The sequence below is a fragment of the Gemmata algarum genome (assembly GCF_034097035.1).
Taxonomy (GTDB): domain Bacteria; phylum Planctomycetota; class Planctomycetia; order Gemmatales; family Gemmataceae; genus Gemmata; species Gemmata algarum.
On record NZ_JAXBLV010000013.1, the window covers coordinates 54,277 to 80,448 of the forward strand.

The 26,172-nt window shown below is 66.1% G+C and carries 19 protein-coding genes and 1 tRNA gene; 14 read left to right on the top strand and 6 right to left on the bottom strand.

Annotated features, from left to right (window positions below; genetic code table 11):
- Positions 1-178: 178 nt before the first annotated feature.
- From R5W23_RS02880 to R5W23_RS02890, 3 genes are all read right to left on the bottom strand, one after another.
- Positions 179-1,054 (bottom strand): F0F1 ATP synthase subunit A, encoded by an 876-nt coding sequence (locus tag R5W23_RS02880; RefSeq protein ID WP_320685017.1) that lies wholly within the window; start codon positions 1,052-1,054, stop codon positions 179-181.
- A gap of 95 nt (positions 1,055-1,149) precedes the next feature.
- Positions 1,150-1,392 carry an AtpZ/AtpI family protein gene (locus R5W23_RS02885; RefSeq protein ID WP_320685018.1) on the bottom strand — a complete coding sequence of 81 codons (243 nt, stop codon included), beginning with the start codon at positions 1,390-1,392 and terminating at the stop codon, positions 1,150-1,152.
- Positions 1,389-1,793 carry a hypothetical protein gene (locus R5W23_RS02890; protein WP_261189829.1) on the bottom strand — a complete coding sequence of 135 codons (405 nt, stop codon included), beginning with the start codon at positions 1,791-1,793 and terminating at the stop codon, positions 1,389-1,391. The genes R5W23_RS02885 and R5W23_RS02890 overlap by 4 nt, the downstream gene beginning before the upstream one ends.
- 617 nt (positions 1,794-2,410) lie before the next feature.
- On the opposite strand from R5W23_RS02890, the gene R5W23_RS02895 reads away from it, so the two are divergent.
- The 4 genes from R5W23_RS02895 to R5W23_RS02910 all read left to right on the top strand — a co-directional run bounded on the left by R5W23_RS02895 (position 2,411) and on the right by R5W23_RS02910 (position 8,174).
- Positions 2,411-3,724 carry a DUF4912 domain-containing protein gene (locus tag R5W23_RS02895; RefSeq protein ID WP_320685019.1) on the top strand — a complete coding sequence of 438 codons (1,314 nt, stop codon included), beginning with the start codon at positions 2,411-2,413 and terminating at the stop codon, positions 3,722-3,724.
- Between the two features lie 156 nt (positions 3,725-3,880).
- Complete coding sequence (locus R5W23_RS02900) at positions 3,881-5,011, top strand: FAD:protein FMN transferase (protein WP_320685020.1); 1,131 nt, start codon at positions 3,881-3,883, stop codon at positions 5,009-5,011.
- Positions 5,008-6,327: a DoxX family protein gene (locus R5W23_RS02905; RefSeq protein WP_320685021.1), complete on the top strand. Its 1,320-nt coding sequence runs from the start codon at positions 5,008-5,010 to the stop codon at positions 6,325-6,327. Before R5W23_RS02900 ends, R5W23_RS02905 begins: the two co-directional genes overlap by 4 nt.
- 101 nt (positions 6,328-6,428) lie before the next feature.
- Positions 6,429-8,174: a Gfo/Idh/MocA family protein gene (locus R5W23_RS02910; protein WP_320685022.1), complete on the top strand. Its 1,746-nt coding sequence runs from the start codon at positions 6,429-6,431 to the stop codon at positions 8,172-8,174.
- Between the two features lie 99 nt (positions 8,175-8,273).
- Here the strand turns inward: R5W23_RS02910 and R5W23_RS02915 are convergent, their stop codons facing one another.
- Both R5W23_RS02915 and R5W23_RS02920 read right to left on the bottom strand, forming a co-directional pair.
- Entirely contained in the window at positions 8,274-9,380 is a 1,107-nt protein-coding gene (locus R5W23_RS02915; RefSeq protein ID WP_320685023.1) for a 3-keto-disaccharide hydrolase, read from the bottom strand.
- A 147-nt stretch (positions 9,381-9,527) separates the two neighbouring features.
- The gene (locus tag R5W23_RS02920; RefSeq protein WP_320685024.1) at positions 9,528-10,382 is read right to left on the bottom strand and encodes an SDR family oxidoreductase; all 855 of its coding nucleotides are present in this window, start codon (positions 10,380-10,382) and stop codon (positions 9,528-9,530) included.
- Between the two features lie 61 nt (positions 10,383-10,443).
- On the opposite strand from R5W23_RS02920, the gene R5W23_RS02925 reads away from it, so the two are divergent.
- From R5W23_RS02925 to R5W23_RS02970, 10 genes are all read left to right on the top strand, one after another.
- On the top strand, positions 10,444-12,783 hold the full coding sequence (locus tag R5W23_RS02925; protein ID WP_320685025.1) for a hypothetical protein: 2,340 nt from the start codon (positions 10,444-10,446) through the stop codon (positions 12,781-12,783).
- 212 nt (positions 12,784-12,995) lie between these two features.
- Positions 12,996-14,279 carry a Glu/Leu/Phe/Val family dehydrogenase gene (locus tag R5W23_RS02930; protein ID WP_407936101.1) on the top strand — a complete coding sequence of 428 codons (1,284 nt, stop codon included), beginning with the start codon at positions 12,996-12,998 and terminating at the stop codon, positions 14,277-14,279.
- A gap of 152 nt (positions 14,280-14,431) precedes the next feature.
- Positions 14,432-16,183, top strand: a complete 1,752-nt coding sequence (locus tag R5W23_RS02935) for an ArnT family glycosyltransferase (protein WP_320685027.1) — start codon at positions 14,432-14,434, stop codon at positions 16,181-16,183.
- A gap of 104 nt (positions 16,184-16,287) precedes the next feature.
- Complete coding sequence (locus R5W23_RS02940) at positions 16,288-18,030, top strand: hypothetical protein (RefSeq protein ID WP_320685028.1); 1,743 nt, start codon at positions 16,288-16,290, stop codon at positions 18,028-18,030.
- 273 nt (positions 18,031-18,303) lie between these two features.
- Complete coding sequence (locus R5W23_RS02945; protein ID WP_320685029.1) at positions 18,304-19,749, top strand: KamA family radical SAM protein; 1,446 nt, start codon at positions 18,304-18,306, stop codon at positions 19,747-19,749.
- An 80-nt stretch (positions 19,750-19,829) separates the two neighbouring features.
- The gene (locus R5W23_RS02950) at positions 19,830-20,069 is read left to right on the top strand and encodes a hypothetical protein (protein WP_261189887.1); all 240 of its coding nucleotides are present in this window, start codon (positions 19,830-19,832) and stop codon (positions 20,067-20,069) included.
- Between the two features lie 27 nt (positions 20,070-20,096).
- On the top strand, positions 20,097-21,119 hold the full coding sequence (locus tag R5W23_RS02955; RefSeq protein ID WP_320685030.1) for a D-alanine--D-alanine ligase family protein: 1,023 nt from the start codon (positions 20,097-20,099) through the stop codon (positions 21,117-21,119).
- A gap of 546 nt (positions 21,120-21,665) precedes the next feature.
- Positions 21,666-21,739: transfer RNA gene (locus R5W23_RS02960), tRNA-Arg, on the top strand.
- Positions 21,740-22,001: 262 nt separating this feature from the next.
- On the top strand, positions 22,002-22,403 hold the full coding sequence (locus R5W23_RS02965; RefSeq protein WP_320685031.1) for a (2Fe-2S) ferredoxin domain-containing protein: 402 nt from the start codon (positions 22,002-22,004) through the stop codon (positions 22,401-22,403).
- A 233-nt stretch (positions 22,404-22,636) separates the two neighbouring features.
- A complete protein-coding gene (locus R5W23_RS02970) occupies positions 22,637-23,704 on the top strand; it encodes a D-alanine--D-alanine ligase family protein (RefSeq protein ID WP_320685032.1) in 1,068 nt (355 codons plus the stop codon).
- A 17-nt stretch (positions 23,705-23,721) separates the two neighbouring features.
- Here the strand turns inward: R5W23_RS02970 and recD2 are convergent, their stop codons facing one another.
- A complete protein-coding gene (recD2, locus tag R5W23_RS02975; protein WP_320685033.1) occupies positions 23,722-25,980 on the bottom strand; it encodes an SF1B family DNA helicase RecD2 in 2,259 nt (752 codons plus the stop codon).
- Positions 25,981-26,172 lie beyond the last annotated feature (192 nt).

Below are 26,172 nucleotides of genomic sequence, written 5' to 3' on the forward strand. Positions count from 1 at the left end.
TTGGAAGCGGCCGCGGTGGTGGTCGCGGGGGCGACCTGATCAGCCGCGAGGGCCGGAACGGCGGCGAAGGCGGCCAGAGCGATCAGGGCGAGCGCGAACCGGTAAGCGAATTTCATCTGACGGTCCCTTTCAAACGGGGTGGAAAGCGTGTCCCGACTCGCGGCCGGGCGGCTACGGGTTAGTGTTCCGGGTTCAGTTGCATTCCGAGGAAGATCGACGACAGCAGCACGAACACGAACGCCTGGAGGAACGCGACGAACAGTTCCAGCACGCTCAGCGCGGTCGCCATCACGACCGCCGCAACGGTGCCGCCCGGCGACAGTCCGCCTTGGATCGGGTCGGCCACGGCGAACAGGAGGATCGCACCGAGGGCGACGTGGCCGGCGAAAATGTTGGCGAACAAACGGATCGCGAGCACCGCGGCCCGGATGAACGCCCCCATCACCTCGATCGCGGCGATCAGCGGGACGATGGCGACCGTCAGGAAGATCGTCATCGGCAGGTTGTCGGCCTTCAGCCGCGGGATGTACGACATCACGTACTTCCCGACGCCGAGCTTGCGGATGGCGGACAGGTGCGTCACGAGGAACACGCTCAGGGCCAGCACCAGCGTGACGCTGAGTTCGGCCGTGGGCGAGCCGAGGAACGGCACCATCCCGAGCAGGTTGCACGCGAGGATGAACAGGAACAGCGTCCAAAGGAACGGCACGTAGCGGTCCGCGTAGTGAACGTGCGGCTGAGCGACCGGCGGGTGCGGGTGCGTCTGGTCCGCGATGGCCGCCGAGATCCCGTGGGGTTCGTCGTGCTCGTCGTGGTGGTGCTCGTGTCCCGAGTGGATGTTCGGCCGGGCGACTTCGTCCCGGATGAACAGCAGGAGCATTTCGAGGAAGTTCCAGAACGGACCGCGCGGCGGCGTTCCGTCCTGAGTGCGGCGGGCCAGCAAAATGTACGGGATCGCAACGCAGGCGGCCGCAACCACCAGCAGGATCTGGTGTTTAGTGATCGGCCCGACCCAGGCGTGGTCGAGTACGTGTTCGAGCGGATTTGCAGCCATGTTTCCGCGATCCTCTGGTCCGCTCGGGCCGAAAGCCCGGGTGCCCGGCCTCCGGGCACTCACGTTTCAAGTAAGATCCGCCCCGCCGGACCGAATTACCCGTTGTCAGAGCCTCTGGGCTTCTGTCGGTCGGCCTGTTTCATCATGAACAGCAGATGCGCGATGCCACCGACGAACCCGACAACTCCGCCAACGGCCAGTCCCCACGGAGACCAACCGAACCGCTGATCGAGCCAGACCCCGATGACGATCGGGGCCACCAATTCCATAACCGCGGTGCCGGCGATCGCGAGCCCGCGATAGTCGCTGCTGTCGCGCCCGCCCGGAGATCGGCTCACCGCGTCGCTCCCGGTTGTCGCCCGGTCATCAATAACCCGCATTCGAGTGCGAGAGTGACGATGTACAAGTAGGCGACCCATCTGGCGAACTCGTCCGGCGGGATGCCGTGAGACTTAAGTGCCTCACCCAGCATCACGACCCCGACGACCGCCACGGTCATCCGCATCCCCGTTCCGAGCAGCACTGCCACGGGACCGAGCAGCGGTGCCCGGTCGAACACCGTTTCCGCGAACACGAGTGTGGCGGCGGCAGTCGTCACGCACAGCCCGGTTGCAATCGCGGCGGCCAAGGCGGTTTTAGTTCCCGACGCCCATTCGAGCTGCTCGGCTAACGCCAGACCAATAACCGCGCCAAGTGCGCTGCCAGCTATCAAGGCGGCAACCTTTCGGGCTGGTCGCACGTCGCGCGTCCTGGTCGGAATTCGTTCAACTACGGGCGTATTGTGAGCAGGTAGAAGGCAAAGTCAATCCGCTTCTCGTGAAAAATTTCACAAGCACGCGAGCTGTCGCCTGGAAATTATCAAGGATAAGGGCTTATGCCGGGTGAAATAGCCTTTTACAGGATGGGGTACTGGTGCTTGCGTCAGAGGGTTCACTTTCACGGATGTGGCTTTGGGGCGATTGGGCGTTCTCGGATTCCGATTATTTGCGGCAAATTCTGTCGCCCGAACTGGTTCCGGCGACAGAATCACGTTGACAGCGCAGTCGGTGTTTTTCTAAGATGAGCAACGAGTTAGGGATGCTCAGTACCCGGACATTCCGCCTGCTTTCCTCATTTGGAGGTAGGTGGAAATAGGCCCACCACACTACCATTGTTCCGGTCTTACCCTGCTGGGTTGTAGACGGAACACCTCTGTTTAGTCGTTCGGTCGATGGCCGGCCATTTACGGCGATTAGAATGCTCGGCCGGGCTGCTCGAACCCATTATGGGCCCGAGGTTCGCGGTTGCGTCGGCAGGGATGCTCCCGAAGAACAACGTTCCACAACCGCTCACGCGATGCGGGGGAGTGGCTCGCCGATGAAGACTGCTGGCACGTTGAACGACCGGTCCAAGAAGGAACTGGCCGATTTGGCCAAGCGCAACGGCGTTCGCGGGTGGGAGGCGATGGACAAACCCGCTCTCATCAAGGCGCTCGCCAAGAAGCCGGCGCCTAAAAACTCTGTGACGGAAAAGTCAGCTCCGAAGCCAGCAAAACCCCTGGTCAAGGTGGCGAAAGTGGCCGCGAAGGTGACGAAAGCGAAGAAGGTCAAAGCCGCTCCCAAGCCGATCAGCAAGGCTAAAGTCGTTGCCAAGTCCGCCCCGACTCCGAAACCCGCTCCTGTTAAAACCAAGCCGACCCCGGCGGTCGCTTCGCCCGCTGTGAAGGCGGTCGTAAGTGATTCGCACAAGCCCGTCCCGCCGGCCGTCACAAAGCCGCTGATTCAGAAAACTACCACGCCCACTAAAGGCGCGACGAAGTCCCTGATACCGACGCGGGACACCTCGAAGGAGGCGGCCCGCCCGCTCAACACGGCCAGCAAGGATCGTATCTTCCTGACCGTCCCGAACCCCTACTGGCTTAACGCGTACTGGGAGCTGACGACGCACTCAATGCAGCGTGCCGAAGCCGCGCTGCGTCAGGACTGGCACGGGGCGAAGCTCATTATCCGGCTGTTCGACGTGACGAGTGGCGACACAACGAGCACGAGCGAGACTCCGGTCAAGGACGTGACGATTCAGGGGACCGGGCAGACTTGGTACATCGACGTTCCGGGTGGCGGTCGCGCTTACCGTGCCGACATCGGTTACGTGTCCCGCCGCGGTGACTTCTACGTGCTGGCACGCTCGAACGTCGTTACGCCCCCGAAGGCCGGCTCCGGCGAGGCCGGCGACGGCTTCGACCTCGGCGGTTGGGACGACGACGACGCGAAGCGCAAGGCCGAGCGCATCTTGGCGATGTCCACCGGGTTCGAGTCGTCGGGAAGCTCCGAGCTGCGGGAGCTGTACGAGGAGCGGCTCGGTCGGCCGCTCGGGCCGCCCAAGCAGACCGCGTTCGGTACCGGGGCGATTCCCCCGGGCAGCGTCAAGAAGTTCTTTTTCGAGATCGATGCGAAGCTGATTGTGTTCGGCCGCACAGACCCGTCGGCCCACTTGACGCTCAACAACGACCCGATCAAGCTGAACCCGGACGGCACCTTCCGGATGACCTTCAACCTGCCGGACAGCCGGCAGATCATCCCCGCCGTCGCCGCCAGTGCCGACGGCGTTGAGGAACGTACCATTGTGCTCGCGGTCGAACGAAACACCAAGCACCTTGATCCGATGATTCACGACCAGATGAATGAGGTTTGATCGCCGCAAAGCAGAAGAGGCCGAAGGGGAATGGCCGCAGCGCCGCACGAAAGTCACAAACGAGAACCGAGGGCAAGAGCTTGAATCGCTTTCGGCTCTGTCTCGGTTCTCGTTTGTGACTTTCGTGCGGCGCTGCGGTCGATCTGCTGAGTTCTTATGTTCGTTGACTTTTTCCTCCCCGACCAATCCGAGGTCCCGAGCGAGTTCGCTCTGGTGCGGGTGTCGCGGCGCGCGATGGCGACGCGGTTTGAGGTCGCAATTCCCGCCGGGTCGCACCACGACCCCGTTGCAGCGGCCGAAGGCGCGCTCGACCTTATCGATGAACTCGAAACCCAACTCACCGTTTACCGCGACGATTCCGAAGTGGCGCAACTGAACCAGGCTGCTGCCAACGGGTTCGTTGAGATCGAGCCGCGCCTGTTTGATTTGCTGTCGCGTTGTGCCGGCTGGACGAAGGAAACCGGTGGGGCGTTCGATATTGCGACCGGCGCGTTGACCAAAGCGTGGGGGTTTTTCCGTCGCGAGCCCGGTGTGCCAACTCATCATGCGCGCAACGAGGCCATGCGCGCGAGTGGTACGCGGCACGTTCTGCTCGACCCGGTTCGCTGCGCGGCGAAATTTCGTGTGCGCGGGCTGGAACTGAATTTGGGTGCGGTTGGTAAAGGCTACGCGCTCGACCGCGCCGCCGAGCTGCTTCGGGTGAAATGTGGGGTGCGGTCGGCGCTGTTGCACGCCGGCGGCAGCAGCGCCTACGCGATCGGGTTCCCTCCAGGAGACGCCCGCGGCTGGCCGATTGACATCCGGCACCCGAAAGAAGCGAGCGGTTCGCTCGGTACGCTCTACCTTCGCGACGCCGGGCTGGGCACCTCGGCGGCCACCTTCCAGTTTTTTGAGTACAAAGGACAACAACTGGGGCACCTGCTCGACCCGCGCCGCGGGTGGCCCGCTTCGGGCATCGCCAGTGCCAGCGTTGTGGCGCCCACGGCTACCGAGGCCGACGCCATGTCGACCGCCGCGTTCGTGCTCGGGGCTGCGGGTGCGGAGGCGCTAACGCGGCTGCGGCCCGCCCTCGGGGCACTGGTGCTGCCCGACAAGGCGCCTCCGCTTCTTCACGGGAAGCGGGAAAAAGAGCCCTGCCCGCTGCGGCTGCGGTCCGACGATCAGGGCGCTTCCTGTACGTTTGCTCCTTTGCCTGCGGAGGGAGGGGCCGGGGTGGCCGGGATTTTCGCCTTCAACCTTGCCCCGGGCACCTACTCTCCGCCGGATCACGCGGACGACCTTTTATGAGTCACCTGCCGATTCCCCTGGGCGTGATCTACGCCGGCCTCGCTGGGACGCTGCTCGCGCTCTTGGTCGCAGCGGCCACCAACCGGTGGTCGCCGCGGGTATTCTTCCTGCTGGCGCTGCGGTTGGCGATCGGCTGGCACTTCATGTTCGAAGGCTTCCACAAGATCCACTCGCACACAGTCGGTCAGTCTGAGACCAACCGGCCGTTCAGCAGCGAGCCTTACTTCAAAGTTGCTCCCGGTCCGCTAGGCGAGGAGATGCGGAAGGCGTTCTCCGACCCGGCCGCCGAGATCGCTACGAAGGTCAAGGCTCCTAAGGACATTTCCCCCGCCGACTTCGCGAAACTGTCCGGCGACGCCCAAGCCGCCGAGTGCCCGGAAGCCGTTGCGAAGCAACTGGACGCGGTCGAGCAACTCGCGCGCGAGTCCGTAAAAGCCGAAGCGGCAAAGGAACTTAAAAGCGCCAACGACTCGGAAGCCAAGGCGATCAAGGACGCCGGGGACGCTGAGGCCAAAGCGGTCAAGGAAGCGAAAACCGACGCCGCGAAGGCCGCGGCAAAGGCCAAGGCCGACGCAGTGCGGGAGAAGGCCAAGACCGATGCGGACAAAGCGCGTGCGGCTGCACAGAAGAAGGCCGATTCGTTCGAGGCGGTCGGTAAAGAGTTGGTCACTGCTGCCAAGGCCGCTTACGCGCGATGGGTTTATGGCGTAGACACGCGGCCGGCGCAGGTGAAATCCATTAGCGGTGACGTAGTGCTTTCTGCCCCTCAACGGCTCGAACACCTCGAATGGGTGCGTCGAGAAGCTCGAGCGGCTGAGGAGCGGCAGTCGGACGGGCTGGGCATCGGGAGCGGCACGGACTCCAAACGGGTCGCCGAATACCGCACCGCGGCGATCGCGGCGGCCGCGGACCTCGCGCGTGACGCCAACGCCTTCGTCGCGGAACTCAAGAAGGACCTCAATGGCGGCAAAGCCGTTGAGGAAACACCGGAGCGGAGCCTCGGGCAGCGGCTCGACAAGGTTACAATGTGGTTCTTGGTGGTTGTTGGGGCGTGTGTCATGTTCGGCCTGTTCACCCGCGTCGCGTGCCTGTTCGCCGCTGGCTTCCTGGTGATGACGTACCTGTCGCATCCAGCGTTCCCGTGGTACCCGCTGCCGCCGAATACCGAAGGCAACCCGGTCTTCGTGAACAAGAACATTATTGAGGCACTCGCGCTGCTCGCTCTCGCCTGCTACCCAACTGGCCGCTGGCTCGGGCTCGATGCAATCGTTCTCCGGCCGTTTGTGAAGTACAACCCGCCGCGCCACGAGGCGTAGCGCCGCCTCGTTATCGCCCTGGCGCCCCACCCCGCCACATTCACCCCGGCCGTGCGGTCGGGCCTCGTACACGCGAATCGCACCCTATCGGAGCTCCCGAAATGGCTCTCGACCTGACCCCCGAGCAGAAGGCCGCCGGCAAGGCGAACTTCGAGCAAGCGGCCGGCGACTTGGCCCGCGCCGGCAAGATGAACTCGATGGCGACCGGCGGCTCCACGAGCCCGGACCGCCGCGACGTGCTCAAGGCCGGCCTCGCCGCCGGCGCCGTGGTGCCCGTGTCGGCCGCGGTGTACTACGGGTACAACTCGTGGGTGGGCGGCAACCCCGTCCGCACCGCCCTCATCGGTTGCGGCGACGAGGGCGGCGTGCTCGTGGGAGACCACAACCCGGAGTACAACAAGATCGTCGCCGTATGCGACATCCGCCCGACCAACCTAGACCGCATCTTCGACGGCGACACCGGCCCGCGCAAGGGGCTGAAGAAGGTGTATGGCGAGGCCGACGCCGCGAAGATTGAGCGGTTCAGCAGCCTTGACGATCTGCTCGCCGCGAAGGACCGACTCAAACTCGAAGCGGTCATCATCGCGACGCCGTTGAACACGCACGACGCCGTCGCGAAGGCGTGCATGGACAAGGGGCTGCACGTCCTGTGCGAGAAGCTCATGGCCCGCACCGTCGCCCGGTGCAAGGACATGATCCGGTACGCCAAGGACAAGGGGCTGCTGCTCGCCGTCGGTCACCAGCGGCACTACAGCACGCTGTACGCGCAAGCCCTAGAGATGATCGAAGCCGGTATCCTCGGGGACATTAAACACATTCGGGCGCTGTGGCACCGGAACAACTCCTGGCCATACGACCCAAAGGCGTTCAACCACGAGAAGTACGACGCCCAGTACGGGATCCCGGCGTACGTTGACTCTTGGTGGAAGGAAGTGCCGAAAAAGGACGCGGAAAAGCTCCCTCCGGAGCGGCTGAAGGAACTCGCGTTCGGTGACCCGGAGAAGCACGGGTTCAAGGACGTGGCCGAACTCGTTCGGTGGCGGTGCTCCGAAAAGACCGGCGGCGGGCTGATGGCCGAACTCGGTAGCCACCAGCTCGACGCGTCGTCCATCATTCTCGGCCACGTTCACCCTCTGGCTGTGATGGGCGTGGGCGGCAAGTTCTTCTACGGCCCCGGGCGCAACGACCGTGAGAGCGACGACGGCGTGTTCGTGACCTTCGAGTTCCCCGGCCCGAAGCACCCGAAGGCCCACAAGGGCGGGACCGACGAGAACGACGTGGTGGTCGTCACCTTTACGTCCTTTAATACCAACGAGTTCGAAGGGTACGGCGAGTGGGTGATGGGCAGCAAGGGCACGATGTTCCTCGACAAAGAGGGCGAAGTGTACCTGTGGCGCGAGAAGGACAAGACGCGGAAGGGTGACACCGGCGGCCGCGACACGAAGGTGACGGTGAGCGGTGCGGGCGGCGGCAAGCCTGTGATGGAAGCGACGAGCACCTGGGGGGGCGGCGGGGCCAGCGGGGCGCCGACCAAAACGGCCGGCGGCGGGCCGGTATGGGATAGCGCCGTCCGCGGGTATCGCACCGAACTCGAGCACTTCGCGTTCTGCCTCCGGGCCTGGCAGAAGCGCGGCGGGAAGGTGGACTACACAAAGAACGAGAAGGGCGAGTTCGTCCACAAGGACATCATCCCGCGGTGCCACGGCGAAGTCGCAATGGCCGACGCGATCCTCGCGCTCACCGCGAACATGGCGATGGCCAAGCGGGACCGAATCGTATTCGAAGACGCGTGGTTCAACGTGGACAAGGATGACGTGCCCGAAACCAAGCACGCGAAGAAGGCTTGATCGGAAGTCACTCGTAAGTCGTAAGGCCCGAATGTGGTCAAGTCGAAGACACCCGGTATGGATGTCTTCGACTTGACGACTTTCGGGCCTTACGAGTGACTACGGCAGCGGAGCGATGCGAATGTTACGGAACAGGATATCCGTGGTCGGGTCGTGGCCCTGGATCGACAGCGGCCCCTTGGCGGCCCGGAAGCCCTGACGGGGGTTGTCGCTCTCCTTACGATCGTCGAGCCAATCGACCGTTTGGTAACCGTTCACCCACGTCGAGATGCGCCGGCCGTTGGCGGCGACGGTCATCGTGAACCACTCGTTGTCGTTGCTGACCACCTTCCGGGCCGGGACGCGGCGGTAAATGGCCCCGGTGCCGAAGTCGGCCGGCTTGGTCCGGTCGCCGTCCTTGTAGGCGTTCTGAACCTGGGCCTCGTACCCGTTCTGGTACTGACCCGGGATGCAGCGGAAAAAGATACCACTGTTCAGCGCCTTGCCGAGCGTCTTGCACTCGAACTGAAGCACGAAGTTGTCGAACTCCTTTTCGGTGACGAGATCACCGGGGCCATTCTTTACCGACAACTCGCCGTCCTTTGTCACCTCCCACTTCGACGCGGCCCGCTTCGGGTCGGCCGTGTTCACCTTCCAGCCGTCGAGACCTTTGCCGGTAAAGAGAGGGACGGAGTTGCCCGACTTCCGCTTCATTGACTTGACCGTAAGCGTGCCGCCGGCCGGAACGACGAGACGCAACTCGGCCGGCACATTGGTGGTGGCCTTGATGGTCGTTTGGGTGCCCTCCGGGCGGGTCGAGGTTTCGCTCTGAATCGTGGTGCCTGATACACCGCGCGGGCCGGTCACGACGACCTTGAGCGTAACGAGAGACATCTGCTTGTGAAGCTCAACATTGCATCGAGTGGTGGCAGCACCTAGCACGATCGAGCCGGTGCCGCCCGCCTCCATCCGCGCCTCGTAATCGCCGAACGTGCTCGTGAGTGTTGCCGTGGTCGTCTTGTCGCCGCCGAGCACAAGCGCGCCGTTCTTGACCTCGGCGGGGCCGTCGATCTTCCACCCGAAGGTGGTTTCGCCGTCGAACAGCAGGACCCAGCCGTCCGCGATCTCCTTCGCGGTGAGCGTGTTCGGCTTCGGTGGATCGGCGTCGGCTGCGAACGCGGGCGCTGCGCTCACTGCGAGAGCAAGCGCGGCGAGTAAGCGGTACATAAGCTCTCCAAGAAGGTGGCGACTCACTGGGACCGCGGCGTCCCGCCCGCGGTGGAACGCCCCATTGTGCTGGGCGAAGTGTTGTCTCGTGACATCACCCCCGCGTCGCAGCGGGCGGGACGCCGCGGTCCCAGGGGGAGCAAAGGGCTACATCGTCGTTTCTGCAACAGCCGCGGTCAACCCGTCGCGATAGCTGGCGTATTTGGGAGCCCAGCCCAGGTCGCGGAATTTCGAGGCGTTGATGCGGCGGTTCGGGGCGCCCGGTTCCGGTTTGTGCTCGAACTTCGCGGTCGGTGCGTTCAGCAACTCTGCGAGCTGCGTGTAGAAGTCCCGTCGCGTGACCGGGGTGCCGTCCGCGACGTTGTACGTTTCGCCCGGCGGTGCGCCACTATCCGCGAGCAGCACCGCGTCGGCCGCGTCCGACACGTGGACGAGGTTCAGCCACTTGTCGGCGTCGCCGACCAGCGGTTCGCCCTTCAAAATTGGCTGCTGGCGCAGCAGCCGGTGCGGGCCATACAAGCCCGCGCTACGCAGGATGATCGCGTCCGGCCGCTCCGATCGCAGGAGTTGCTCCGCTTCGAGTACGATTTTGCCGGAATCCTCGGTCGGCCGGGTCGTGCTCGCTTCGTCCACCCAACTGCCGTCGCTCTGGCCGTACACGCTCGTGCTGGACACGTAGATGAACCGCGTGTGCGATGGGAGCGCGTTGAGGACGTTTGCCAGGCCCGACACGTACACGTCGCGCATCGGCCGCCCGGCGGCGCGATCAAAGCCGACCGCGTACAGCACGGTGGGCGCGGGCGGTAGGGTGCGAAGGCTCGCAGGGTCGAGCACGTCGCCGCCGACCGGTTCGACGCCGGAAGCTCGCAGTCTTTCGGCGTTGCCGCGCGTGAGGGCCGCAACGCGGTGCCCGCTCGCGAGCCAGCGCGCTGCGACGACGCGGCCCAAATACCCGCACCCGAAGATCAGGCGCGGCTCGGGCGAATGAACCAGGGGTGACATTAGGTGCCTCTTGCACTAACTATTCGGAGTGCCAGCCAGACTTCGGCCTTTGAGACCCGGAATGTCCGAGCCGTCCGCGACCGAGCCCAACGCTCCCCGTCTTCCCGCGATCGAACCGGTCGCTCCGGCCGACCTCGCTCCGGCACCGTCGCGCCGCGAGCGGCTCGCGTGGTACGCCGGCACCGCGCTGCTCGCGCTGGTTCTGGTGTCGGCCGGGCTGCGGATCGCCGAGCAGGACCTTGGGGCACCGTTTTACTACGACCTCGACTCGCTGCTGTACCTGCCGTGGGTGAAGAGCATCATCCTGCACGGCACCCACTGGCACAACGACCGGTTGGGGGCACCCGCGGGGCAGGAATTGTACGATTTCCCGGTCATCGATTACCTGCACTTCGCGTTCCTGTGGGTGCTCGGGCGGCTCACGTTCGACGTGTTTCTGGCGTACAACCTGTATTACTTGCTCACCTACCCGCTCACCGCGCTGACCGGGATGGCGGTGCTGCGGTGGCTCAAACTGTCGCTGCCGGCCGCGGCGGTCGGCGCGCTGCTGTACGCGTTCCTCCCGTATCACCAGGAGCGGTTCCAATACCACTTCTTTCTGTCCGCGTACTGGGTGGTGCCGCTGTCGCTGGTGCCGGCGCTTGCAATCTGTAAGGGCGAGTTGCTCCTGTTCCCCCGCGGACCCGACGGCGCCCGGCGGCTCCGGCCGTTCGCGCCCGGGGCGCTGTGGACGCTGGTCGTCGGCGCGCTGACCGCGTCGGCCGGGGCGTACTACGCGTTCTTCGCGTGCGCGGTGTACGCGTTCGTCGGCTTGTACGCGGCGGCGGTGTTTCGCACCTGGAAGGCCGCCGCCGCCGCCGCGTGGGTGATCGCGCCGGTGGTGGCGGTCGGGGTCGCGTATCACTATCCGACGGCGGCGTACCAAGCCCACAACGGGGTGAACCCGATCACCGATCGCGGTCCCGAAGAGGCCGAACTGTACGCGCTCAAGCTCGCGCATTTGGTGCTGCCGGCGACCGACCACAACGTCGCGAAGCTGTCGCGGCTCCGCGCCTTGTACGCGGCGAACCGGCCCGCCGACGGGGAGAGCGGCGGGTCGCTCGGAGCGGTCGGTGGGGTCGGTCTGGTGGGGCTCCTGGCGCTGGCGCTGTTACCGCGGCGGCGCCGCTGGCCGGAAGCGCCGCTCGCGGCGCTGGTGCTGTTCCTGGTGCTGCTCGGCACCGTCGGCGGGCTCGGGTCGCTGTTCAACCTGCTGGTCACCTCCCAGATCCGCGCGTACGCGCGGATCAGCGTGTACATCGGGTTCTTGTGCATCTTCATGAGCGTGTGGTGGGCGGACCGGTTCCTGCTCACCCGTTCGGGGGCGCGGGCGAGGCGGCTCCGCTACCCGGCGCTCGCGGCGCTGCTGGTTCTGGGCTACTTCGATCAGACGCCGTGGAGCTGGAACTGGTTCAACCCGCACGGGCTGGCGGCGGTGCGGAGCCACGCCGAGCGGTTCCGTGCGGACGAGCGGTTCTTCCGCAAGGTCGAGGAGAAGTGCCCCGGCGCGCGGGTGTTCTGTCTCCCGTACGTGGCGTACCCGGAGAGCCCGCCGGTGCAGCAGGTCGCGGCCTACGAGCACGCCCGCGGGTACCTCCTGACCGACACCCTGAGCTGGAGCTTCGGGGCGGTGAAGCGGCGCGAGACCGACATGTGGTTGAAGGACGTCGCGTTCCAGCCGCCCGAGGAGTTCCTCCGGCGGATCGTGGCGCGCGGGTTCGACGGCCTGTTCATCGACGGCCGCGGGTTCCCGCGCAAGGCGGACCCGGCGCGGAGCGAGCCGGCGTCGGCGTACAACCCGGTCGATCGGGTCCACACGCTGTACGCGGACCTCGTCCGCAAGAAGGGGCTCGCGCTCCCGGAGGTCGTACACGAGGACGGGCGGCAGTACTTCCTCGACCTGCGCCCGTACCGCGACGCGTACCGCGACCTCGTGGGGGCCGCCTCGTTCGAGCGGCAGGCGGCGCAGGAGCGGGAGTGGATCGCCCCCCTGTACCTGAAGGGGTTCACCGTGTACGACCAGGTGGACGACAACGAGCAGGTTCGGTGGGGCAGTTACGACGCGCACCTGATGTTCGTGAACCCGACGGACCGCACCCGGCGGATCGACTTCTCGTTCACCCTCGGGGTGGAGGTGGACGGCGTGTTCCACTTCTCGTTCAGCGGGATGCCCGGGCTCCAGTGGCCGGAGTTCGATGTCGAACGCAAGCCCGGCGGGTACGGGCACGCGTTCCACAACATCGAGCTGCCGCCGGGGCGCTCGACGCTCCGCATCCGCTGCACGCCGCCGGAGTCGTTCGTCCCGTTCGACCACCGAAAGATTTGCTACTCCTTCCGGCACCTCCGGATCGTGGAGAAGTAGCCAAGAAGGGCGGGCGTGACGGCCCGGGCCGTGTCCGCTTTCGCCTGCGACTCAGTTTGTCCGCCCACGCGCGCAAACCCGCTGCTTCACAGACGGTTTGAGGTGGAAACCGGCCGGTCGCGGATGAAAGTCCGACCCGCCCGCGACGTATAATCCCGTAGTGCCCGCTGCGGTCCTCCTCTCCTTCCGTCCGAGGTGCGCTCATGTCCGCCATGCCCCCGGGAAACCCGGCCTCGAATCCGTTCGTCACGTCGCCCACGTACCTGATGGCGTGCCAGCAGTTGCGGAACGTCGCGCGCGCCATCAACCTCGATCCCGGCATCACCGACCGTCTGATGACGCCCAAGCGGTCGCAGGTGGTCGCCATCCCGGTGCGGATGGAGGACGGGCGCACGGAAACGTTCGTCGGCTACCGCGTGCAGCACTCGCTCACCAGCGGGCCGAGCAAGGGCGGGCTCCGGTACGCCAAGAACGTGGACCTGGGCGAGGTGGCCGCGCTGGCGATGTGGATGAGCTGGAAGTGCGGGATCATGAACCTGCCGTTCGGCGGGGCGAAGGGCGGCATCGCGGTGGACCCCGCGGAACTCAAGGGCGGGGAGAAGGAGCGGCTCACCCGGCGGTTCACGGACGAGATTCAGAACATCATCGGGCCGCGGGTGGACGTGATGGCGCCCGACATGGGCACCGACGAGCAGACGATGGCGTGGATCTACGACACCTACTCCATGAAGGTGGGGTACGCGTGCCCTGAGATCGTGACCGGTAAGCCGGTGGAACTCGGCGGCTGCGTCGGACGGAAGGAGGCGACCGGGCGCGGGGTGGTGTACTGCATCACGGAGGCGTTCAACGAACTCGACATCCGTACCGAGACCGCGACGGCCGTCGTGCAAGGGTTCGGCAACGTCGGGTCGGTGACCTGCGAGGAACTGGTCAAGCTCGGGGTGAAGGTGGTCGCGGTCGGCGACCGGTACGGGGCGATCCGCAACGCCCGTGGGATCGACATCCCGCAACTGCTGAATTACGCGGCCCAGAACCCGCGCAAGACCATCGTCGGGTTTCCGGGAGCGGAAGCGATCCCGGACGCCGAGCTGCTCACCACGCCCTGCACGGTCCTGGTTCCGGCCGCGCTCGAGCGGGTCATCACCGCGGAGAACGCCGCCAAGCTCAAGTGCCGGGTGCTCGCCGAGGCCGCCAACGGCCCCACCGACCCCGAAGCTGATGCGATCATCGCGAACAGCGACATCTTCGTCATCCCCGACGTTCTGTGCAACGCCGGCGGCGTGACGGTGTCGTATTTCGAGTGGGTGCAGGACCTCGCGCAGTTCATGTGGGACGAGGAGGAAGTGAACTCGCAGCTCAAGAAGCAGATGCTGCGGGCGTTCCACCGGGTCCGGGCCGAGGCGAAGACGCGGGGCTTCGGGAACCGGCTCGCGGCGCTGAGCCTGGGGGTGCAAAAAGTCGCGACCGAGAAGCAGAAGCGCGGGCTCTATCCGTAAAAGCGGGCAAAAGGCAAAAGGGCGCGGGTCCGGGCGGGGTGCCCGGACCCGCGCCCTTTGACGTTCATTTGCGACTGCCTTTTTCTCCGTGCCGCTCGTATCATCACTTCGCGTTTCGTGTGCAGTTCTTCGCCCGCCCTCGGACCCGATCGATGTTGAGTGACGGCTCGACCCCGCCCGCGCCGGTTGCTGCTGTGGTCGCACGCGCGCCCCGGTGGCCCGACGCAGTTTGGCTCGCGGTGCTGGCCGCGTGGTCCGCGGCGTGGTGCCTCACCGCCGCGCCGAAGCTCGGGGTGACCTACGACGAGCCGTTCTATCTCGATGCCGGGATGGACGCCTGGCGCGGCTGGGTTCGCGAGGACGGCGGCGTTCGTGGGTGGGGCCACGGCAGTTGCGCGGTCAACGGCGTGATGCCGCTTCCGATCGACGCGCTCACGCTCCCGCTGTTCGTGTACGAGTGCCGGACCGGTGAGAAGCTCGGCCCCGGCGAGGCGAAGATCGAGAAGCTGAGGTGGGCGCGGGCCGTCACGTTGGGCTGGTTCTGGCTCCTCATTTTCTCGGGGTGGCGCCTCGGGCGGGCCGTCGGCGGCCCGTGGGCCGGGCGCGTCGCCGCCGGGCTGCTCGCCGCCGATCCCAACTTCCTCGGGCACGCGTCGGTCGCCACCACCGACATCTGCGTGTGCGCCACGCTGATGGCGTACACCCGCGCCGTGTACGCCGGGCGGGCCGGCGGCTGGTGGAAGCGGCTGCTGTTGCCGGGACTGTGGTTCGGTGTTGCGGCGGTGTCGAAGCTGTCCGCGCTGCTCTACGGCGGCATCATCCTCGTGGCGCTGGAGGTGTGCTTCCGGTTCGCGTCGGGGGCGCTGTCCCGCCCGCCGGGCGGTGACGCGAAGGCGTGGGGACGCAAAGTGGCGGGTGCGGTGCTGCGGTCGGTGCTCAACGCCGCCGCCGTGCTCGCCGTGGGAATTGCGTTCGCGTTTGCGTTCCTGGGATTACCGGACGAGGACGACAAGCCCTTCGTGAAAGTGGCCGCGAGCGTTCCCGCGGGCGAACCGCTGAAAGAGCGGTACACGGAGTGGGCCGAGGGGATCGGATCGGGGCCGGTGCCCTACGCCGCGTGCGCGTTCGCGTTCCAGTGGTGGCACAATGCCCAGGGGCGGCCCACGTTCCTCGACGGCGTTTACTACCCCGAGAGCTATCGGTGGTACTTCCCGCATGTGCTGCTCATGAAGGTGCCGCTCCCGATCTTCGCCCTGGCGCTCGTGGCGCTGCCGCGGTTCCGTGCGGCCGCGAACCCGTTGGCGCTCGTGGCGCTGCTGCTGCTCATGGCGCTCCTGACCGCGAAGCTCCAGATCGGGGTCCGGCTCGCGTTGCCGGTGGTGGCGATCGGGTACGTGGCGCTCGCGGTCGCGCTGGCACGCGGTTACCCTCGGTGCGGGCCGCGGCTTGCGGCCCCCGCGGTGCTGGCGCTGGCGGCCACATCGCTGTGGGTGTGGCCGCACGGCCTGGGGTACATCAATCAGGCACACGGCGGGCCGAAGGAAGGGTACCGGCTCGTCGCCGACTCGAACGTGGACTGGGGGCACGGGCTGCCCGAACTGCGGGAGTGGCACGCGGCCAACGGGGAGCCGCCCATGTGTGTCTGGTATTTCGGTACCGATCCGGCGGTGAACCGGCCGCCGTTTCAGAAGTTCTCGCCGGAATTGTTCAAGCCCGCGATTACGAACGAACGAGAACTTCGTGCAGCAGTCGGTCCGCGGGTGCTGGCCGTGGGACACACGGTCGTGTCGCTACACCCGAACGAGACGCCCGCGAAGGCGGTGGCGCTCGAATGCTTGAAGACGCGCCGCCCGCTCGCGCGCACCGCGACGTTCACCCTGTACGACTTCCGTGACGAGGACTGATGCCGCGGCGCGAGCTCGGCCCGGTCGCGGGATCGCGGGTTCAGCCGCGCCGAACGCGACGCGGCTGAACCCGCGTGCCCCCCGCTTCCCAAGGAGACGCCCGCTTGGACGAACTCGAAACCTCGCGCCCGCGGTTCGGTCCGTGGGGTTGGGGCTTGATCGTAGCTGCGTTTGCCGCTGGTTTCTGGAACTTTCCGCTTCAGGTGGTGGGCCGCGAGCTCACGCACGTCCCCGGCGATTTGGTGGACAACCGGCTCAACCTGTGCGTGCTCGAGCACGGGTACCGCTACGTGCGCGGGGAGGGGGAGCGGTTCTGGGACATCGGCACCTTCTATCCGGTGAAGGGGGTGACCGCGTGGTCCGACGCGCACATCGGGATGCTGCCGTTGTACAGCGGCCTCCGCGCGTGCGGGCTGTCGCCGGAGCGAGCGTTCCAGGGGTGGTTCCTGATCCCGTTCGCGCTCAACTTCGCGGCCGCGGTGTGGGGCGCCCGGCGGCTCGGGCTGGGGCCGGTCGGGGCCGCCGCCGCCGCGTTCGTGTTCACCTACGGGATGCCGCTGGCCGCGCAGGGCGGGCACAGCCAGCTCGTGCCGCGGTTCTTGGTGCCGCCGGCCCTCGCGCTGCTGTGGGCGTGGCTCCGCGACCCGCACCGCACCCGGCCGCTGGCCCTCTGTGCCGCCTGCGCCGTGTACCAGACGTACATCTCCGTCTACATCGGGTACCTGCTCGTGCTGACGCTCGCGGGGTGGGTGCTGGCGGCGCTGGCGCTCTCGCGGGGGCGGTGGGAGTGGCGGGCCGTGCTGCGGCCCGGGGGGCGCGTCTGGGCGGCCCGGGGGGGCGCTGCCGCCGCCGCGCTCGTGGCCGTTTGGCCGCTGGTCGATGCGCACCGGCGGAACGGGAGCGAGCTGCCACGGGACCACGTGCATACGCTGGCGCCGCGGCTCCCGGCGTGGATCACGCCGCCGGGCATGACCGAGTACTACTCCGACCTCGCGAAGTACACCGGCATGGGGTCAACGATGACCGGCGCCGGGGAGGAGCAACTGTTTCCCGGCGTGTTGCCGCTCGGTGCGGTCGGCCTCTGCACGCTCCTCGCTGTGGTCGTCCTCTGCCGGCGGTGGACCCCCGGACCGGTGACGGTCGCGGCGGTGGCCGCGCTGTCGTCGGTGGCGCTGGCGCTGCTGGTGACGAAGTTCGGGCCGCAAGGCGAGACGTGGCTCTACGAGCCGCTGCTGAAGATCCCGGGCGCGTCCGGGGTGCGCGCGACCAGTCGCATCGTGCTGGTGTTGTTGTTCCCGGCCGGCGTCGCGCTCGGCGTGCTCCTGGACCGGGCCGTCCGGTGCGTCGAGCGGTGGCGGTTCGCTGCCGCCGCGCTCGCGGCCCTGGCCCTGGCCGTCGTTGCGGCCGATCAGCGGCTGACCGGCGCGACCGGCGAGCGGTCGAACGACTGGTGGTGGGCGCGGTACCCGCTCGCCGAGTGTGTGAGCCGCCGCACACGGGTCGCGGAGGCGGTCCGCGCGCACCCGAACCCGAAACTCGTGTACGCGTTCCCCGCGGCGGCGGACCGGATCGGGGCGGGCGGGCCGGTGGCGATGCAGCCCGACATCATGCTCGGCGTTCAGCAACTCGGGCTGCCCACCGCCAACGGTTGGTCCGGGCGGCACCCCGTGGGTTGGGGCTTCCCCTCGACCTACTCCGAGCTGCTGGCGTTCTTCAAAGCCTACGGCCTGTCGGACGAGGACCTGAGCGGTCTCGTGATCCTCGGCGAGCCGGCCCCGGGGCCGGACCCCGCGTTCGAGCGTGCGGCGCGGGCGCGGCACCAGCCTGTCCCGATTCCCGTTCCGTGACGCTTCGTGTTGACCGGCCCGCGCGGGGCGGCTATTTCGTTACGGCCCGCGCCGCGGCACGAACCGTTAGGTGTGTAGTGATGAGGGCGCGAAAAAAGCGCCGAACACGCCCGGTTTCGCTCGGCGCGCAACTTGTTTTTCATAGACCCCGCGTTACGATTCGTTCTTAAAGCGTTCTCGCTCGGACCCGATCCGAGTGCGGGGCGCACCCGAGGAGCCGGCCGCCGCGTGGCGCCGGCCCGGGACTGGTGGACCCGTGGAGTCACCCGGCGTATGTTCGAGTCCGACGCCCGACACCCGCTCATCGAGCGCGCGGTCGTACCGACCGCGGGCGGGTTCGAGGACGAAGAGCCCCCGAGTCAGCCGCGCCGGCACCCGCTCTGGAAGGACGTGCCCGACGCGCAGTGGGACGACTGGCGCTGGCAGACCCACAACTCCATCCGCTCGGTCCGCCAACTGCGCACCCTCCTGTCGTTCACGCCGGACGAGCTGGAAGCGCTCGGCGAACTGGAGAGCGAGTACAAACTCGCCATCCCTCCCTACTTCTTCTCCCTGATCGACCCCGAAGACCCCAACGACCCGATCCGGTTGCAGTCGGTGCCGTCGCCCCTCGAGGCGGAGAGCGTTTCGGGGCACGAGCTCGACGACCCGCTCGAAGAAGAGAAGGATTCGCCGGTCCCGGGGCTGACGCACCGCTACAGCGACCGCGCGCTGCTGGTCACCACCCCGAACTGCACGATGTACTGCCGGTACTGCACCCGCAAGCGCGCGACGCTCACGCGCGGCGGGTGGGAAGGAGTCAGCGCCGACGACGAGCGCATGATCCAGTACGTGCGGGAGCACCGCGAGATCAAGGACGTGATCGTGAGCGGCGGCGACCCGCTCACGCTGCCGATGGGCAAGCTGCGGTACTACCTCGAAAGTCTGAAGGCGATGAAACATGTCGACGTGGTCCGCGTCGGCACCCGCGTACCCGTCACGCTCCCGCAGCGGCTCTACGACCCGGAACTGATCGACCTTCTCGGCTCGGCCGAGAAGGTGTACGTGCAGACGCACTTCAACCACCCGCGCGAGGTGACCCCCGAGGCGATGCGGGCGTGCAAGTCGCTGCTCCGCGCCGGGGTGCCGATCAACAACCACACCGTGCTGCTGAAGGGCGTGAACGACGACGTGGGCACGATGCGGTCCCTGTTCCGCGCGCTGCTGCGGGCGAAGGTGCGGCCGTACTACCTGTTCCACTGCGACCCGGTGACCGGGGCCGGCCACTTCCGCACGAGCGTGTGGAAGGGGCTCGAAATTATGGAGGGGCTGCGCGGGCACATGTCCGGGATCGGCATTCCGACCTACGTGGTGGACGGCCCGCAGGGCTCCGGCAAGATCCCGATCCTGCCCAACTACCTCATCTCCATGTCCGACGACGTGGTGGTGCTGCGGAACTACGAAGGGATGATCGTTCGGTACAAGGCCGACGACAAGCCGACGTCCGCGGGCCAGCCGACCACGACGAAGGGGGTGAGCGGCCTCCTCCAAGGGGACAAGGGCTCGCTGATCCCCGAGGGCAACGAGCGCATGGCGCGGCGCAAGCCCCGTGTGGTGCGCGACGGCTGCGGCGGCGAAGAGGGGGACGCCAACACCGACGGCGCCGCGATGCGGCCGATCATCCCGCTGCCCCTCTTGAACAACGGGGGCGGCAGCGGGAACATCGCGTCTAACGGCTGACCGCGCCCCGCCTCGGCCGAACCCCGGGCGCCGCCCGGGGTTCGTTGGTTCTCGGCACCGAGTCGCGCAAGGAGGTTGGTGTGTCAGCGACGGCGCCGGACCCGAAAGACGAGGCGAAACAGGATCAGTCGAACGCGGTCGTGTGGGCGCTGGCGGCTGCTGCGGTCGCGGTCGGTCTGTTGATGTACGCCGGCCGGATCGAACCGGGGAAGCAGAAAACGTATTACATCCTGGCGGGGCTGGCGGCGGTGGTCGCCGCGGTCAACGGGTACAGCGCGTGGTCGCTCTACAAGAACGCTCACCCGCCCGCTCCCAAGTAGCGGGCTTCCTGCTGAGGCGAACCGGCCGTGCGAATCGGAATCGCGTGTACTCTGAAGCCGGACGGCCCGCTCCCGCCCGGCGCCCCGGACGACCTGCACGAGGAGTTCGACTCCCCCGCGACCGTCAAGGCCATCGCGGACGTCCTCACGTCGCTCGGCCACACCGTGGCCGTGCTCGGTGACGGCCGCGCCCTGGTCGACTCTCTTCTGAACGCACCCCCGGATCTGGTGTTCAACTTCGCGGAAGGCTCCGGGGTGAGCCGGTCGCGTGAGGCCCGTGTGCCGGCGGTGTGCGAGATGCTGGGCGTGCCGTACACCGGCTCCGACCCGTTCGCGCTGGCGGTCGCGCTCGACAAGGACGCGACCCGGCGGCTCGCCGAATCCTACGGCCTGACCGTTCCCAAAGGCATCACCCTGGCGCCGGTCGCGGGCGAGTACGACGGCGATTTTGCGGAGTTCGCCCCGATCCTCGAAGACGCCGGGCTGACGCTCCCCGTGATCGCGAAGCCGACCTGCGAGGGCTCGAGCAAGGGCATCCGCGGGAAGTGCCTCATCACCTCAGCAGCCGAGTTCGGCCCGGCCGTGGTCGAACTGTGGAGGAACTACCGGCAACCGGTCCTGGTGGAGGAGTACATCGCCGGTGATGAGGTTACCATCGGCCTTTACGGCAGCGACCCGCCGCAATCGCTCGGCGTGATGCAGATCGTACCGAAGCAGTCGCCCGAGAGTTTCGTTTACAGCCTCGAGGTGAAACGTAACTGGGCCGATGCGGTCGATTACATTGCCCCTGCGAAGCTGCCGCGCGAGGTGCTGCACGCGATCGAGGCCGACGCGATGGCCCTGTACGCGGGCCTCGGCTGCCGGGACATGGCGCGCCTCGATTTCCGCGTTCGTGACGGCGTGCCGTACTTCTTGGAGATCAACCCGCTTCCCGGACTAAACCCCGACTCGGGCGATCTGTGCTACCTCGCGTACCGTATGGGGCTCACGTACCCGGAACTCGTCGGGCTGATCCTCGACTCCGCGACCGCGCGCTGTGGGCTGGTATAACTCGGTGAATCCACTGGGGAACCGAGATGCCGACGCACGATTAGACGCGCGTCTCGTCGGAAACGTATCGCAACTTCCACTTCCAGTGGCAAGCGGCTTTGGCGGTAGCGTTGAAGTCCGGGGGCTTGCCGGGTCACCGTGAGGGACGAATCGGGGCGCGTGGTTGCCATCGTCGAAATTGTCTCACCCGGTAACAAAAAAAGCGCTGAATTTGATTCGCTCGTTCAATCGCAATATGGCTGATTTTATTCAGTAGGGCGTGGATTTGGTTGTGTGGATCCGTTCCCACCGGATGCCATCCCCGATCCGACGGCTCCTGGAACCGCTGGCAGAGAATCGCGAGAACGCGCGGTAGGACTTGTTTCGCTTGCTATCGAACCCTGGCGCCGTAGAATCGCTCTTAGCATGGTGGCTGTTCCTCAGAGCGGTTGCTCGCGACACGATTGAGACGATGTCATTTGCGGCGTGGCGGCAACGGTAACAGGTGTCAACGGCCGAAGTAGACGAGACGATTTCGAGATGTAAACTGAAGGTAGATAAGTAATTGCACCCGTAGCTCAACTGGATAGAGCATCGGTCTTCGGAACCGAGGGTTAGAGGTTCAAATCCTCTCGGGTGTACTGGAAAAAAGATGGTTTTCTAGGACTTCAGGTCAGAAGCCCGTTCGTATAAAGTCATAACGTCACAAATTCAGTAGGGGTAAAGTCTTGTGACTTTATGACTTGCTGACCCGATGACATCTGACCGGTAGTCCTCAGCCACACCTCCGAATCACCGAGCCGGGCCGTTCGGTGGTACGTTGTCACTTCTCCCGATCCGGTTCAATCGCACCACAATCAGCCGTCCAGACGGTTAAACACGATCCGAAACCGAGGCTGCCGAGTGGAGCCGCGCACGCCAGGAACCACACCCTTGGTTAATCCGTTGACTACGACCCGCCAACCTTTGGCGCAATTGATCTTCTGCCAAGGCTGCTGCTGCGGGCGGACCGATCGTGGGCGTCCGGAGTTGCCGGTCGTTCGGCTCAAGGAGGTCTGGAAGGGTGAGAAACTGAACCGCTCGGTGCAGCTCACGATTTCCGGATGCTTGGGGCCGTGCGACCTCGCCAACGTTACTTTGCTCATCACTCCAGACGGAAACTTGTGGTTCGGTGGGCTGGCTGGTGACGTGGTGTACGAAGAATTGATTGCGTGGGCACGGGAATGTCACCGTGAGGGGCGCGTTGTTCCATTGCCGATCGGGTTCGAGGAGCGGCGCTTCGAGCGGTTCGGGCCGCAAGAGTAGGCCACCATCGCACTACAGTACAGACCCGGTTATGACGTACTGTAAACCATTGACCGTGGAACTTGCGCGGGAGACCCGCGCCGGCTGGCGCTCGGAGATCTCGACGGTGGCAGCGATGAAACCGGGTACACCAGGGGTGGCGCCGCAAGGTGATGAGGAAACGCCTTCGTTAACGTTGCCCCGCCGGCCGATGACACCCGTGCGCATTCTGCCGCACTGTGACGAGTCGAATCATGACCGCGCCTTCTGTCCTTGTGCTCTACAACGAACCGGTCCTGCCGCTCGACCACCCGGACGCCAACTCCGAACACGACATTTACGACACTGTAACCGACGCGTTTAAGGTTCTGACCGCGGCGGGATTTGTTACGACGAAGCTCGGCATCAATCGCGATCCGCAACCGCTGCTCGACGCTCTCCGCCGCGACCGCCCGGACGCCGTGTTCAATCTCTTTGAGGGCATTGCGACCCAGACGAGTACCGAGGTTTCGGCGGCGGCGCTGCTCGAATGGCTCAACGTGCCGTTCACCGGGTGCCCTGCGGCTGCCCTGGCCCTCGGCCGCGATAAGGTTCGGACCAAATACATTCTTGCGGCCAGCGGGGTTCCCACACCGGCCTACCTCATCGTCGATGCGCTGCCGGTTCCGAGGTGGGACCACGACTGGCCCGCGATCGTGAAGCCCGCTTACCAGGACGCGAGCGTCGGAATCGAGCAGAGCAGCGTGGTCACCTCGCAGGTGCAACTCGAAACTCAGGTCGCGCACACGATCGCGACCTACGGGCCGCCCGTAATCGTTGAACGCTACATCAAAGGGCGCGAGTTCCACGTCAACGTAATCGAGCCGTTCGGTGCGACCGTCGGCGAGCCGGTGGCGCTCGCGCCGACCGAGATCGCGTTTCGGAAAGACGAACCGGGGCGCTGGGCTGTCTACACCTTCACCGCCAAATGGCACGAGCAGAGCGACGAGTACAAGGCCGCGCCGCTCAAGTTCCCGGTTGACCTCCCAGCGGCCAATTTCGCCCGGCTCGCGCAGATCGTGCAACGCTCGTTCCGTGTGGTCGGGTGTCGTGACTACGCTCGCGTCGATGTGCGCATGGACGCCAGCGGCGCGTTCCACGTCCTCGAAGTGAACCCGAACCCGTACCTGAACAGCATCACCCTTGTGGACGGCTTGAAGGCGCGCGGGAGTTCTTATGAGCGGTTCGTGGTGGAACTGACACTGGCCGCGCTGGCCCGCGGTGGGGTTGCTGTGCCCGCAGGCGCGATTACCGTTCCGGTGGGACTGATTTCCGGCTCGTGACCGGGCTCTGGCGGGCGTCAGTCTTGCGGTTTGATCCGCCACTTCAGTAGCGAGAACCGCTTTTTGGTGTCCGCCGTGCTGACCGCGATCCGCATTGCCTTTCGGCTGCCAACGAGGGCCACGAGCTTCCGGCCGCGGGTGATACCGGTGTACAGCAGGTTCCGCTGGAGCATCACGAAGTGCTGGGTGTGAACCGGGATCACCACCGCCGGGTACTCGCTCCCCTGTGACTTGTGAATGGTGCAGGCGAACGAGAGCTGCAACTCGTCCAGGTCGCTGAACTCGTACTCCACGAACCGCCCGTCGTAGTCCACCACCAGCATCTGTTCGTCGGTGTCGATGGCGTCGATGCGGCCGATGTCGCCGTTGAACACCTCGCGGTCGTAGTTGTTCTGAACCTGCATCACCTTGTCGCCGATCCGGTACGTCTCGCCGTTCCGCTGCACCTCGGCTAGACCAGGGCGGGCGGGGTTCAGCGCTTGTTGGAGTTCGCGGTTCATGTTCGCCACGCCCAGCGCGGTTTTAACCTGCGGCGACAGCACCTGAATGTCCCGGAACGGGTTCAGGTTGAACCGGGCGGGGATTCGCTCCTTCACCATCTGAACGACGCGCTGGATCACGGTGTCGGCGTCGTTGGCCTCGACAAAGTAGAAGTCGCCGTCCCCGCCCGCCGGCGCGGACTGCGGTTCCTGTCCGCTGTTGATCGCGTGGGCCGCCCGGACGATCCAGCTACTTTCGGCCTGCCGGTGAACTTCGGTGAGCCGGGCCACCGGCACCACCTTCGAGTCGATGAGGTCCGTCAGAACGGAGCCCGCGCCCACGGACGGGAGTTGATCGACGTCGCCGACCAGCACGACGCACGCATACGGCGGCACCGCTTGCAGGAGCTTGTTCATCAGCACGACATCGACCATCGAGGTCTCGTCGACGACGAGCAGGTCCACGTCGAGCGGGTTCTCCGCGTTGCGGGTGAACTGCCGCTGCTGGGGGTTGAACTCGAGCAGCCGGTGAATGGTCTTCGCTTCGCGCCCGGTGGACTCGTTCAACCGCTTCGCCGCGCGCCCGGTGGGGGCCGTCAGCAGCACCCGGAGGGACTTCGCCAAGAACATCTCAATGATGGCGCGGACGATGGTCGTCTTGCCGGTCCCGGGGCCGCCGGTGACCACCATCATCTTGTTGGTGACGGCGGATTTGATCGCGGCGCGCTGGCTGGCCGCGAACGCGATCCCCATTTTCTGTTCGATCCAGTTGACCGCGGCCTCGACGTTCACCGACGGCAAGGGGTGCGGGCCGGCGGCCAGCGCCCGGATCGACCGCGCGACCCCGACTTCGGCCAGGAACATCGGTTTGAGGAAGAGGAGGTCCTCTTCGGAGATGCGGACCTTGACCGGTTCACCGTCCGGTCCTTCTCCCTGGGACTGGGGTTGAGGTGGCGGGGCGTTGACCTTCCCCCCGGTCGCCTTGCCGACGCTGTCGCGCACGACCTCGTCGGTGATGCGCAACTGTTCGACGGCGTCGATGATCCCGTTTGGTTCGATCCCGGTGAGTTCGGCGGCTTTCTCCCGGAGCAACTCTTCCGGAAAGCCGACGTGCCCGTTCCCCGTTTCCTCCTGGAGCACGTGCCGAACCGCCGCCTGCGCCCGGAACGGCGAGTCCGGCGGGATGCCGAGGCTCACCGCCAGTTGGTCGGCGGTCTTGAACCCGAACCCCCAGATGTCCCCACTCAATCGGTACGGGTTGGCTTTGATCAGCTCGATCGCCTGGTCGCCGTAGGTCTTGTAGATGCGCACCGCTCGCGCGGTGCCGATCCCGTGCGACTGAAGGAACACCAGGATCTTTTGCGATTCCCGCTGCTCCTCCCAGCTCTTGCGGATCTTCTCAACGAGTTTCGGGCCGATGCCCTTCACCTGCGTGAGCATGACGGGCGTGGTGTCGATCACCTCCAGCGTTCGATCGCCGAACACGTCCACGATGCGCCGCGCGTACCCGGGGCCGATGCCCTTCACCAACCCCGACCCGAGGTACTTGACGATGCCCTCCTTGGTGTGCGGCGGGTTCGTCTTGACCTCTGTCGCTTTGAACTGCTTCCCGTAGTTGCGGTCGTTGACCCACACGCCGGTGGCGGTTACGTACTCGCCCGCCACCACCTGCTGGGCGCTGCCGACCACGGTCACGATGTCGCGGTGGCCGCGCGCGAGCACCCGCAGCACACAGTACCCGGTGTCCGGGTTGTGGTGCGTGATGCGTTCGATAACGCCGGTCACTTGCTCGCTCATTCCTCACCAGTCATCGGCGAGCCGAAATCGGGAAGCCGGCCCGCGCGCCGCGGGCCGAAAGGGCGCAACACTCCTATGGGCCTCATCTTCCCCCGATCCCGGTCTCCCGATTGCTGCCTCCTGACCTTGGGCTCCCCGCTCTTGAAGCTACCCGATTGTATTAGAATGTCCAACTGAGTGGTCGCGCCGTAG